12 protein-coding genes are annotated in these 12,075 nt (G+C 72.4%); 6 read left to right on the plus strand and 6 right to left on the minus strand.

What is annotated here, in order from left to right; translation table 11 throughout:
* The 4 genes from Q1N79_RS22290 to Q1N79_RS22305 all read right to left on the minus strand — a co-directional run.
* On the minus strand, positions 1 to 626 hold a 626-nt coding region (locus tag Q1N79_RS22290; protein WP_300612039.1), incomplete at its 3' end, for a helix-turn-helix transcriptional regulator.
* Between the two features lie 246 nt (positions 627 to 872).
* Positions 873 to 1,634 (minus strand): SDR family oxidoreductase, encoded by a 762-nt coding sequence (locus Q1N79_RS22295; RefSeq protein ID WP_300612058.1) that lies wholly within the window; start codon positions 1,632 to 1,634, stop codon positions 873 to 875.
* Positions 1,635 to 1,672: 38 nt separating this feature from the next.
* Positions 1,673 to 3,871, minus strand: a complete 2,199-nt coding sequence (locus Q1N79_RS22300; RefSeq protein WP_300612041.1) for an acetate--CoA ligase family protein — start codon at positions 3,869 to 3,871, stop codon at positions 1,673 to 1,675.
* A gap of 121 nt (positions 3,872 to 3,992) precedes the next feature.
* A complete protein-coding gene (locus Q1N79_RS22305) occupies positions 3,993 to 4,598 on the minus strand; it encodes a TetR/AcrR family transcriptional regulator (RefSeq protein ID WP_300612043.1) in 606 nt (201 codons plus the stop codon).
* Between the two features lie 188 nt (positions 4,599 to 4,786).
* On the opposite strand from Q1N79_RS22305, the gene Q1N79_RS22310 reads away from it, so the two are divergent.
* From Q1N79_RS22310 to Q1N79_RS22330, 5 genes are read left to right on the plus strand one after another with little or no spacing between them, the layout of a single operon-like run.
* Positions 4,787 to 6,325 (plus strand): APC family permease, encoded by a 1,539-nt coding sequence (locus Q1N79_RS22310; protein WP_300612044.1) that lies wholly within the window; start codon positions 4,787 to 4,789, stop codon positions 6,323 to 6,325.
* Entirely contained in the window at positions 6,322 to 7,533 is a 1,212-nt protein-coding gene (locus Q1N79_RS22315) for an acyl-CoA dehydrogenase family protein (protein WP_300612045.1), read from the plus strand. Before Q1N79_RS22310 ends, Q1N79_RS22315 begins: the two co-directional genes overlap by 4 nt.
* A 4-nt stretch (positions 7,534 to 7,537) precedes the next feature.
* The gene (locus tag Q1N79_RS22320; RefSeq protein ID WP_300612047.1) at positions 7,538 to 8,701 is read left to right on the plus strand and encodes a thiolase; all 1,164 of its coding nucleotides are present in this window, start codon (positions 7,538 to 7,540) and stop codon (positions 8,699 to 8,701) included.
* Positions 8,702 to 8,703: 2 nt separating this feature from the next.
* Complete coding sequence (locus tag Q1N79_RS22325; RefSeq protein ID WP_300612060.1) at positions 8,704 to 9,138, plus strand: Zn-ribbon domain-containing OB-fold protein; 435 nt, start codon at positions 8,704 to 8,706, stop codon at positions 9,136 to 9,138.
* On the plus strand, positions 9,135 to 9,593 hold the full coding sequence (locus Q1N79_RS22330) for a MaoC/PaaZ C-terminal domain-containing protein (RefSeq protein WP_300612049.1): 459 nt from the start codon (positions 9,135 to 9,137) through the stop codon (positions 9,591 to 9,593). Before Q1N79_RS22325 ends, Q1N79_RS22330 begins: the two co-directional genes overlap by 4 nt.
* 89 nt (positions 9,594 to 9,682) lie before the next feature.
* On the opposite strand, the gene Q1N79_RS22335 is transcribed toward Q1N79_RS22330, so the two are convergent.
* Both Q1N79_RS22335 and Q1N79_RS22340 read right to left on the minus strand, forming a co-directional pair.
* On the minus strand, positions 9,683 to 10,006 hold the full coding sequence (locus Q1N79_RS22335; protein ID WP_300612051.1) for a DUF1707 domain-containing protein: 324 nt from the start codon (positions 10,004 to 10,006) through the stop codon (positions 9,683 to 9,685).
* The gene (locus Q1N79_RS22340) at positions 10,003 to 10,611 is read right to left on the minus strand and encodes a winged helix-turn-helix domain-containing protein (RefSeq protein WP_300612053.1); all 609 of its coding nucleotides are present in this window, start codon (positions 10,609 to 10,611) and stop codon (positions 10,003 to 10,005) included. The genes Q1N79_RS22335 and Q1N79_RS22340 overlap by 4 nt, the downstream gene beginning before the upstream one ends.
* Positions 10,612 to 11,218: 607 nt before the next feature.
* On the opposite strand from Q1N79_RS22340, the gene Q1N79_RS22345 reads away from it, so the two are divergent.
* Positions 11,219 to 12,075 (plus strand): serine/threonine-protein kinase (locus tag Q1N79_RS22345; RefSeq protein ID WP_300612055.1); only part of this gene is annotated, 857 nt, incomplete at its 3' end.

Below are 12,075 nucleotides of genomic sequence, written 5' to 3' on the forward strand. Positions count from 1 at the left end.
GTCGCGGCGGGCAGCGGCGGGTCGGCGGGGCGGCCGGGGGCGTCGGAAGCGTCGGAAGCGTCGGGGGCGTCGCTGGGGCCGGGGGCGCCGCCGGGACCGGGGTAGCCGGGGAAGCCGGGGTAGCCGGCCAGCTCAGCGGGCGCCGCCAAGCCAGTGGGGCAGCCGGCTTGGCCGGGCGGCGAAGACGCTGACAGCGACGACGTTGCGGACGTGGCCATGCCCTCGGCGACCCTGCCCAGCGCCGCCATGACGAGGGCCGGGTCGTGCCCGTCGGCGGCAGCCGAGGTGGCGCCCACGCGCGCTCCGGCACTTGCCGCCGCCGAGCATCCGGTCGGCCGGGCCGGCAGCAGCGGGCTGGCGGGGCTGCCGGTCAGGGACCGCCACCGCTCCTCCCACTCCGCGAAGGTCCCGCCGCAGCCGCGGACGTAGGCCGAAAGCACGGGCAGGTCTGGCAGTGACGGGCCGGCTTCCGCGGCCCTGATCACCTCGCACGGATAGTGCGCGCGCGCCGCGAGCTCGGCGTGCCCGAGTCCGGCATGACTGCGCAGCTCGCGCAGCTCTTGGAGGAACCGTGCCGGGTCGTTCCCGCGCGTGTCGCGGGAACCCAGCTCACCCGGCCCAGACACCAAGACACCCCTCCCATCGCATTGTCGGCGGCGGTTGGAATCCCGGGACCACGGTGCCGCGCCCACCGCCCATGGCTACCTATACAGGATTCGTCCGCAGATTATCGCGTCGCCTGCGCCGGGATGTCTCATCCGCGTTATTTTGGGCAGCTGTGTCGTGCGAACTGAAGCGGCTGTTCAGCGTGTTCTCAGTGATGCACAGCGGACGGACCCGCCATGCGGTCCGTCAGCCTGGCCGACCAGTCGTCAGCACAGGGGGCCGCCCGTCACGTAAATCACCTGCCCGGACACGAAGCCGGCGTCCTCGCTCGCCAGGAACGAGACGGTGTGCGCGACGTCAGCCACCTGTCCGATCCGGCGGACCGGGGTTTGCGCCGCCACCGTGGCCTGGAACTCCTCGAAGCTCACCGCCAGCCGGGCGGCGGTCGCCGCGGTCATGTCGGTGACGATGAACCCCGGGGCCACCGCGTTCGCGGTGATGCCGAACGGGCCGAGCTCGATGGCCAGGGTCTTGGTGAAGCCCTGCAGCCCTGCCTTGGCCGCGGCGTAGTTGGCCTGCCCGCGGCTGCCGAGCGCGGAGCTTGAGGACAGGTTGATGATCCGGCCGTAGCGCTGGTCGACCATGTGCGCCTGCGCGGCCCGGCTCATCAGGAACGCGCCGCGCAGATGCACGCCGAGCACCGTGTCCCAGTCCTCGTCTGACATCTTGAACAGCAGGTTGTCGCGGATCACGCCGGCGTTGTTGACGAGCACGGCCGGCGGCCCGAGCTCAGCGGCCACGGTGCCTGTCGCCGCCGCCACCTGGTCAGCCTTGCTGACGTCGGCGCCGACCGCGATCGCCTGACCGCCGGCCGCGGTGATCGCGGCTACGGTGGCGGCGCAGGCGCCGGCCTCCAGGTCGAGCGCGGCGACCGCCATCCCGTCCCTGGCCAGGCGGCACGCGGTCGCGGCGCCGATCCCGCGGGCCGCGCCGGTGACAATGGCGACTCGCCGCGGGTTGTCCGGCATCGTCACCCACCCTCCTTCGGGATTGAAACTGCCCGCCCTCAGCGCCGATCGGTGCCGGCTTCCGCGGCAGGGGGTGCCGAAAGGACGCCGTGCGCGTCCAGCGCGATGGCACCGCCCGGATGCGCGAGGACGGGATTGACCTCGAGCTCGCTGTATTCGGGGTGCTCCGCGCCCGCCCTGGCGATCGCCACGAGCGCGTCGGCGGCGGCGGCAAGATCGATAGGCTCGGCTCCGCGCCACCCCGTCAGCAGCGGGGCCTGCCGCAGTGACCCCAGCATCTGGTGTGCCCGGTCCCGGGTCAGCGGGGCCAGGCCGACCGCGGTGTCGGCCAGCAGTTCGGCGGTGATCCCGCCGATTCCGACGATGGCGACCGGCCCGAACGACGCGTCCTGCCGGACTCCCATGATCAGCTCGACAGAACCTGGCCGGCGCACCATGGCCTCGACGGCGAAGGCGGCTGACCGTGTGCGCGGCCGCATGGCGGCGAACGCGGCCCGCAGCGCCGCCTCGTCCCGCAGATTGAGCGCCACCCCCTGCGCCTCGGTCTTGTGCGCCAGCCCCATCGCCTTCAGCACGACCGGGTAGCCGATGCCCGCCGCGGCCGCGGCGGCGTGGTCGGCATCGGCGACGAACCTGGCCGCGGGGAAGCTCAGGCCATATCCGGCCAGCAGTTCCCGCGTGCGCTCGTAGCCGCCGTCCCCGGCGGGGGGCGCGACGGCGAACTTCGGCCGCTCCACTGGCGCCAGCGCGGTCCAGCGGGCCGCCCTGGCGATCGCGGATGCGGCGTGCTCGATGCGGTCGAAGACGGGGATCCCGCGCCGGCGCAGCACGCGCAGCGCGGGGGTTTCCGTGGTGGCCATGCTGTGCACCACGACCGGCCGGGCGGCGTCCGCGGACGCCGCGGCCAGGGCGTCGGCGACTGCCGCCTCGGCGTCCGCCAGCTGCGGCGAGCCGGTGGCGTAGTCCCCGAAGTAACCCGACAGCACGACCGCGTCGGTGTCCTGGGCGGTGAGCAGCGCGTTCACCACGGCCGCGTAGCTGCCGATGTCGGATTCCCCCGCGCCCGCCAGGTCGACCGGGTTGGTCACGCCTGCCGCGGCGGGAAGGAGGCCGCGCAGGCGCGACATGGTGAGCTCACGCAGGGGTGGCACGGACATGCCCGCGGCCGCCAGCGCGTCGGCCGCCAGCGCGCCCTGGCCGCCGCCGTCGGCCACGACCGCGACACGGCCGCCGCCCCGCATCCCCGGCGCGAGCAGCGTTACCGCGGCGTCGACCAGCGCTCCCGCGGTGTCGAGGCGCAGCGCGCCGGCCTCCGCGACCGCGGCGTCCACGACCTCAAGCGAGCTCACCAGCGCCCCGGTGTGCGATTGGGCGGCGCGACCTGACGCGGCACTGCGGCCAGGTGCGAGCAGGAGAACCGGCTTCCCGGCGGCCCGCGCGCAGGCGAGCGCCCGCGCCAGCCGGCGGCCGTCGCGGAAGTCCTCGACGTACGCGGCGATCACCCGCGTCCGCTCGTGCTCGACCAGGCTCTGCAGCATCTCTGCCGCGTCGATGTCTCGCTGGTTGCCGAGCGATACCAGCCGGGACAAGCCCTGCCCGGCCCGGCCGAGCAGCCGCCCGATCTCCAGCGCGAGATTGCCGCTCTGCGAGATCAGCCCTACCTGGCCGGCCGGCACGGCACCCCAGCACAGCTGCAGCGCGGTCGCGTCGTCCACCACGCCCATGCAGTTGGGCCCGAGCAGCCGGGCGCCGTGAGCTCGGACGAGCTCGGCCAGGTCGAGCTCGTCGCGCGGGCTGGCCGGCTCTCCGACGCCGGCGGTGATGACCACGAAGCACCGGGCGCCTGCCGTCAGGCCCTGCTCGACCTCGCCCCGGACGCTGCCTGGCGGTGTCGCCACGACCACGAGCTCAGGTTCCTGGGGCAGCTCCGCGAGCGACGGCCACGTACGCGACCCGAGCACGGTGGCGCCCCGGCGGTTGACCAGGTAGACCTGGCGCCTGTGCTGCCCGGCGAGCGCGCCGCGCGCCAGCCAGTAGCCCCACTTCTGCGGGTTGTCCGACGCTCCGACGACCGCGACCGAGCGGGGGTCGAAGAGCGCCCGCAGGGGCTCACGGACCGGGAAGGCGACCGGGTGCGGCGCCGATTCGGAGCGGAGCCAGGACGGCGGCGCGGCGGCGCCGGAACGTGGCTGCCTGGCCGAGAGGAGAGGCGGCGCAGGCTCGGGAGTGACGGTCATGGCGCGGCGTTTCCTTGCTGGAGCAATAACTGACTTATGCGTCAGTTATTATGCGGCAGCCGTGCGGCTCGTGGCAAGGGGCAGGCGACTGGGCTGGCCGTCGCGGGCGACCGGAGCGCGGCTAGCGGGCCGCCTGCTTGGGCAGCATCTCGTCGATGAAGGCCAGGCAGGTCGTCCGCATGCGCTCCGCGGTCATGCTCCGCGAGCCGAGCAGCACCTGGATGGCGAGGCCGTCCATCATCGCGATGAGCATGTTGGCCAGCTCGGTCGCGCTGCCGTCGCGGATGACGCCGGCGTCCTGGCCGTCGCGGATGATGCCGGCCACCAGCCGCCGCCACTGGCCGTAGAAGTCCTCGTTCAGCTGCTGCAGGTCAGGCTCCTGCAGCCCTTCGACCCACAGCTCGCTCCAGACGTGCCAGCCTTCCATGGTCTCGTCCTCGACCGGCACGTAGGACTCGACGATCAGCTTGAGCAGCTCCAGCGGGCCCTTGCCGGTCTCCATCACCCACTGGCGGCGCTGCATCGAGTGCTCGTAGTACCGCTCGAACGCGGCCTTGAGCAGGTCGCGCTTGGTGTCGAAGTAGTAGTGGATCATCCCGGAACTCACCCCGGCGCGCTTGGCCACATCGGACAAGCGCAGGCTGCGAAAGCCGCTGACCGCGATAACGTGCCAGGTCGCCTCCAGGATCTGCTGGCGCCGTTCCTCCTCAACGTGCGGTCGGGGCATCTCACCTCCAGTCAGTGCCGGCCAGGCGCCGGCCAGGCCTGGCCAGCTCAGTCGGTACGCTACCTGGCCGCCGCCGGCCGCCCGGCAGCGTCAGGCTAAGAAATCTGGGCCTGTCCTCTTGACAACCATGGTGACACACCTCACAGTTCATAAATAACTGATTCACCAGTTAGATATGAGGTGAAGCCATGAGCGCAGCCGAGCAGGCCCGGCCGGCCGCAGCACAAGACGGGACCCTCCGCAGGGGAGTCCTCCCGCTGTGGGCCGTCTACGGCATCGCGCTCGGCATCCTGGCGCCGTCCTCGACGCTCGCCCTGTCCACCGGGCTCATCAGCGAGACGGCGGGCAACCTGAGCTGGCTGACCTGGGTGGTCACCGCCGTCATCGTGCTGAGCTTCGCCCTGGGCATCAGCTGGCTGACCCGGCGCTTCGCCTGCACCGGCGGGCTGTACGGGCTGGCCGCGCGGGCGGGCGGACGCAGCGGCGGCTTTTCCGTCATGTCGGCGCACGTTCTCGCGCTGCTGCTCGCCGGACCCGCGTGCGCCCTCGGCAGCGCGATCTACCTGGACGCCTGGCTCGAGCGGGTCGGCGTGCCCGCGGGTCATCCGGCCGTTGTCATCAGCATCCTGACGGCGCTCGTCGTGGCCGCGAACGCGTGGCTGTGCTACCGGGAGGTCAAGCTCTCCGCCCGGCTGCTGCTGGCCATCGAGTTCGCCACGGTCGGGGTCATCCTCATCTTGTTCTGCGTCGTCCTGATCAAGGCCCCTGGCGGGATCATCGACCGCAGGCAGCTGCACTTCGGCGGCATGAACGTGGCGTCGATCCTGGAAGCCGGCGGGTTCGCGGTCTTCGCCCTGGCCGGCTTTGAGAACGTCGCCACCCTCGGCCGCGAGGCGCGCAACCCGCGGCGGGCGATCGGCCTGGCCATGACCGGGTCGATCGTGGGGCTCGGCCTGCTGTACGTGTTCGCCAGCTACGTGATCGTGCTCGGGTTCAAGGGCATCTCCTTCGCGAGCAGCCCGGCGCCGCTGGACACGCTGGCCAGCCGCAACAACGTCGGCTGGCTCGGGTACCCGATCGACCTCGGCGTCGCCGTCAGCTTCTTCGGCTCCAGCCTCGGCATCATGGCGGGCACGTCGCGCACCGTGTACACCCTCGCCAGGGACCGCGTGCTGCCCGGCCGCCTGGCGAAGGTGCACGCCACCCAGCGGACACCGGTCACCGCCGTCACGGCCCTCGCCGCGCTGTACCTCATCCTGGGCATCGCCGGGGCTGCCCTGACCAACCCCGACAACTCCTACGGCTACCTGGGCACCCTGTCCGGCTACCTGCTCGTCCTCGCGTACGGCCTCACGACCCTGGTCGCCGGCGTGTACGCCGCGCGCACCGGCTCGCTGCGCGCGGGCATCGCGCTGACCACGCTGGTGGCCATGGCCGGCATCGCCCTCGTGTACTGGTTCAGCTTCCGGCCGTTCCCGCAGGGCGCGTACGGAGTGGTGGCCTGGGTCTTCGCCGGCTGCGTGGTGCTCGCGGTCAGCACCTACGCGACGCTGCGCCTGCGCTGGCCGGCGGTACTGGCGAAGATCGGGCGCACCGACCGGGCGGCCCAGGCGGATGAGCCCGAGGAGATCCCGGTCGCCGTCCCGGCCCAGGCCGGCCTCGCACACGAAGCACACGGCGCACACCAAGCACACGCGTACGACGCGTACGACGCATACGGCGCATGACGCATACGGCGCATAAGGAAGGTAGCGACAACGAGATGGAATTCGCCTACACGCCCCGGCTGGCCGGGCTGCGTCAGCAAGCGCTTGCTCTCGCGGCCGTGATCGCCAAGTACGAGGATGAGTGCGAGCAGCACAACGGCCTCGGGCCGCAGGCCCACGCGGCCATCAGGGAAGCCGTGCTCGCACACGGCCTGCAAGCGATCAACGTCCCGGCCGAATGGGGCGGGGCGGGCCTGACCGTGCTTGAGCAGGTCGTCGTCCAGGACGTGCTCGGCAGCCTGACCAACGCGCTGTGGGACACCGTCTGGCGCCCGGCCAACCCGCTGCTGGCCTGCACCCCGGCACAGCGCGAGCGGTACCTCATCCCCGACGCACGGGGCGAGCGGCGCGACGCGGTGGCGATCACCGAGGAAACGTCAGGCTCGGACCCGGCGGCCGTCCACACAAAGGCCGTCAGCGACGGCGACGGCTACCGGATCACGGGGAACAAGTGGTTCGTCACCGTCGGCGACGCGGCGGACTTCCTGCTGGTCCTCGCGGCCGTCCAGCCGCAGGACGCGCCCACGCTGTTCCTCGTCGACCGCGACACCCCTGGCGTCGACATCGTGCGCACGCCGCGCTACACGCACACGTTCGTCTACGAGCACCCCGAGTTCTCCTTCGACAACGTGCGAGTAGGCCCGGACGCGGTGCTCGGGGGCGTCGGCCAGGGGTATGAGCTGACCCGCGACTGGTTCACAGAGGAGCGGCTGATGATCGCCGCGCGCACGATCGGCGCGGCCGAGCGGGCGCTGACCCTCGCGACCGACTGGGCCGCGCACCGGATGCAGGGCGGCGAGCCGCTCATCAACCGCCAGCTCATCCGGGCCATGATCGCCGATTCCGTGGTGGACATCGCGGTCAACCGGGCCTTCACGCACCAGGTGGCCTGGGAGTTCGATCAGGGCGGCAACCGCAAGACGCTGCACGCCAGGGCCGCGACCGCCAAGCTGGCCGCCTCCGAGGCCTCCAACCGGGTAGCCGACCGCGCGGTGCAGATCTTCGGCGGCCGCGGTTACATGCGCGACAACCCGGTCGAGCGGATCTGGCGCGAGCTGCGGGTCGACCGGATCTGGGAGGGCACCTCGGAGATCCAGCGCCTGATCATCGCCAACGAGGCCGCCAAGCGCGGCCTGCCCGGCCTGCTCGAGTTCACGGGGCAGGACTAAAGCGGTGCCGTCGAGCTGGAGCGGCAAGGTCGCGATCGTCGGCGCCTACGAGTCGCCGCGACGCCGCGCGCCAGGGACGCACCCGTTCGCGATCCAGGCCGAGTGCGCGCGGGGCGCGCTGGCCGACGCCGGCCTTGACCGCGAGGACGTCGACGGGCTCGCCGCCGCGGCGTCCTTCCCGGCCGAGGGCGCCAGGGAGATGGCGGTGGCCGAAATCGCCGAATACCTCGGCATCCACCCGCGGTGGGCAGACGGAACCGACATCGGCGGGGCGGCGCCGGTCTCGCACGCCGGCCATGCCGTCGCCGCCATCGAGGCCGGGCTGGCCGAGGTGGTGCTCGTGACCTACGCCGCCTGCGGGTACTCGTGGCCGCACGGCGCGCCGGACTACCTGACGTACGCCCACGGCCCGGGCCAGTGGGAGCTGCCCTACGGCCCGAGCACCGTGGCCACCTACGCGCTGGCCGCGCGACGGCACATGCACGACTACGGCACCACGGCCGAAGACCTGGCCGCCATCGCGGTCCAGTGCCGGGCCAACGCGAACGCCAACCCGGACGCCAGGTACACCACGCCGATCACCGTCGATGACGTGCTGGCCTCACCGCTCATCGCCGACCCGCTGCACCGGCTGGACTGCTGCGTGGTCACCGATTCCGGCGGTGCCTTCGTCCTGACCAGCGCCAGGCACGCGCGGGAAATGAACACAACGCCGGCGTACGTGCTCGGCTTCGGCGAGGCGCTCGGCCAGGTGTCGATGAACCAGATGTGGCCGTTCACCGCCACCGCGGCCGCCGCATCCGGCGCGCGCGCGTTCGCGACCGCGGGCATGCGGCCGGCCGAGATCGACTGCGCCCAGCTGTACGACAGCTTCACGATCACCGTCTTGCTCGCGCTTGAGGACCTCGGCTTTTGCGGCAAGGGCGAGGGCGGCAAGTTCGCGAGCGCCGGGGAGATAGCGCCTGGCGGGCGGCTGCCGATCAACACCGACGGCGGCGGGCTGTCTTCCAACCATCCGGGTCGGCGCGGCGCGCTGGCCGTGGTCGAGGCGGTCAGGCAGCTGCGGGGCACCTCACCAGGCGTCCGCCTCGACGGCCCGCGAACCGCGCTCGTGCACGGCATGGGCGGGTCGCTGTCCACGTCGGCGACCCTGATCCTGGGAGTGTGAGCATGCCCGACGCACTGCCCGGCGCGCTGCCGCCAGCACCCGGCCTGTCCCCGCTGGCCGACGAGTTCTCGCGCGCCTACTGGGACGCCGCGCGCGACGGGACGCTGCTCATCCAGCGCTGCCGAAGTTGCGGCCGCTGCCAGTTCTACCCGCGCGGCCACTGCGCGGCCTGCTTCGCACCCGATCCGGAATGGATCCCCGCGAGCGGCCACGGGCGCGTGCACGCCTGCACCGTGATCCGGCGGACGCCCAACGCCGAGTTCGCCGCCGACTGCCCGTACGTGCTCGCGATCATCGAGCTCGACGAGGGCCCGCGGCTGACCGCGCGCATCGTCGGCGACGTCGGTGACATCGCCTGCGACGAGCCGGTGCACGTCGTCTTCACCCCGGCCGGCGAGACGTTCGTGCTGCCCAACTTCGCCCTGGACGGCAGATGACCACGTACCTGGAGGACCTGACAGAGGGCAGCGAGTATCTCTCCGCCCCCCGGACGATCAGCGAGCAGGACATCACGGCCTTCGCGGGGCTGTCCGGGGACTTCAGCCCGCTGCACACCGACGACCAATGGGTGCGGGAGAACACGCCGTTCGCCGGCCGGATCGCCCACGGCGCCCTGGTCTTCGCGGTCTCGCAGGGGCTCGCGACCCCTGTCATCGACGACATCGCGGTCATCGCCTTCCTGGGTTTCGAGCGCACCCTGGCCGGCCCCGTGTACCCGGGCGACACGATCACCGCGCGCTGGACCGTCTCCCAGGTTCGCCGGTCGCGGTCCAAACCGGACCGCGGCATCGCCTGCCTGGACGTCGCCGTCGTCAACCAGGACGGGACCATCGTGCAAAAAGGCGCCGACACCTACCTCGCGGCCGCCAGGCCGGCACCGCCGTTCGGCTGAACAATAAAATTATCCCGAACGGACAGTGCCGGCTCTTCATCGCGTCAGCCCCGCTGCGGCCGCATGGCATCGCCGGGTCGTGCTGCCCGTCAGCGGCTTCGGCTGCGCCGGCAGAGCAGCCAGTAGACCAGCGCGGCGGGGGGATGGACGCACGCCAGGACGCACAGCAGGCGCGGGTTCAGGGCCATGCCGGCGCGTGGCGGCCGATCCTGGGCAGCGGGCAGGTCGGCGGTGAGATCGCGTAGCTCGGCGCGGGTCTGCGCTTCGCAGGCGGCGCCGGCCCGTTCCTCGAGTTCGGCCTGGGTCAGCCGGCCGTCGCCGAAGCCGCGCCGCAGCAGGGCCACGGTCTGGCCTCGTTCGGCGTCGGAGGCGCGGACGGCCAGGCCAGCGTGCCGTGCGGCGGGATCGTTCATGCTGGGCTCCTTGCCACGGGCTCGGCCTCCGGGCGGTCTTGCAGGTCAACGAGCGCCAGCACCACCCGGGTCGGTGTTCCGTCCGCGCCGGGGTCGGCGAATCGGGTGGCGAGTCGCTCGATGTGGTCGCGCAGCTCGGCCAGCGCCTGATCGGTGAGGCGGAGCGTGCCACGGTGCAGCTGGACCTCCCGGCGGCCGCCCGTCCGCCTGGCCTGGTAGGCGATCGTGATGTCCATCGCGGTGGCCTGCAGCATCGATCCGAGGAACGCCGCTTCTTCTTCCGGGGTGGCGTCGTCGCCGGGCGGCTCGGTCTCGGCGGGCGCGTAAATCCGCTCGGCCTTGCCGCGGGCCAGCCGCCGGTAGCCGGCCACCTCGATCAGCCCGGCCTGCTCCAGCTGGCCGAGGTGATAGTACAGGCGGTCGGCGGGCAGCCCGGCGCAGTCGGCCAGCTGCCGCGCCGACCGGGGCGCTTCGGCCAGCCATTCCCATAGCCGGATCCGCAGCGGGTCGGCCAGCGCCTGGTGCACCCCATGCCAGGACTTGCCCGGCGCTCTCGCCCCGGGCACGCTCCCCGGCTCTTCCGGCCGCGCTGGACTATCCTCCATACATTGGAAATTATTACAACTAATCGTGCCGGTCCACCCACCGTGCCGCGGGGAGACCGGCGGCCGTGGCTGCGCCCGCTGGCAGACGCTGGCGCGGCACGGGAACCACGGGTCCGTTCGGAAGAAGTTCCCCAGGAAGCGGTGACGGGCCGCCAGCTCTTGCCGTGCCGGAAGCCGGTGCGGGCGGCACCTGAGAACAGCCGGCCGCCGGGGCCGCCCCGCTCACCGACCGCCGCGCACCAGGCGGGCGACAGGCAGCTGACGGCGTTGAAGGCGCTGCCGCCGCCTGTGGGCAGGGCGGGCACGCGCCGTGCTCCGGGACCGGCCGTGCTGGCCGCCGTTCGCGCCGGAGATGCCGGCGCATCGGCTTACCGACAATCACGTGGCTGGCGTCGGCCCAGCCGACGGGCCGACAGTGTGCCGTCCCGGAACCGTTTCTAGCCTGATTGACAGCCGGTCGTTAATCGCCATATTCTCGGCACAGGCTTTTTAGCCGGGTATTTCCTCGGCATCATCCGGATACAAAGCGGCTGGTGGGGGCGCGTTGAATTCCATTGCAGCGAGAAATTGCATGACAAACTGATCACCTGGAGGGCCAGGTTTCATGGTGGATTCAGTCGGCGGCGCTGCGGAGGTCGGCCAGGGCCGCTGGGCCGTGCCCGGGTATACCGAGGTGCGGTCGCTGGGCGGGGGCGGGTTCGGTGAGGTGGTGCTGGCCACCCACGACGCCTCGGGTACGGCGGTGGCGGTCAAGTACCTGCGTCCGGGCCTGCTGGCCGATCCGGGGCAGGCGGCCATGTTCCGGGCGGAGGCGGCGACGCTGGCCGGGCTGGTCAGCCCGTATGTGGTGCGGCTGTATGAGTACGTGGAGGGCCCGGCGGGGGCGGCGATCGTGATGGAGCTGGTGGAGGGGGTGACGCTGGCCGCGATCCTGGAGCGGGAGGGTAAGACGTCGCCGGAGGCGGCGCTGGCGGTGCTGTCGGGGTCGCTGCTGGGGCTGGGGGCGGCGCATGCCCGCGGGGTGGTGCACCGTGATTACAAGCCGGCGAACGTGCTGGTGGACGGGCGGGGGGCGAGCAAGCTGACCGATTTCGGGATCGCGGCGCTGGCCGGGGACCGGGCGGCGCCGGCCGGGACGCTGGTGTACATGCCGCCCGAGCAGTTCCGGGGCGCCCCGGCCAGCCCGGCCGGCGACGTGTACGCGGCGACCGTGACGTTCTACCAGTGCCTGGCCGGGCGGGTGCCGTTCGACGGGGCGACCGCGGCCGAGCTGTATGAGCTGCACCGGTCGGCGCCGGTGCCGATGGGCCCGGTGCCGGCGGCGCTGCGGCCGGTGGTCGCCCGCGGGCTGGCCAAGGATCCGCGGTGGCGGCCCTCGGATGCGCTGCTGCTGGCGGGGCAGCTGGCGGAGGCGGCGGCCGGGGCGTACGGGCCGGACTGGCAGGAGCGGGGCCGGTCGCAGCT

This window comes from Trebonia sp. (assembly GCF_030042015.1).
Lineage (GTDB): Bacteria > Actinomycetota > Actinomycetes > Streptosporangiales > Streptosporangiaceae > Trebonia.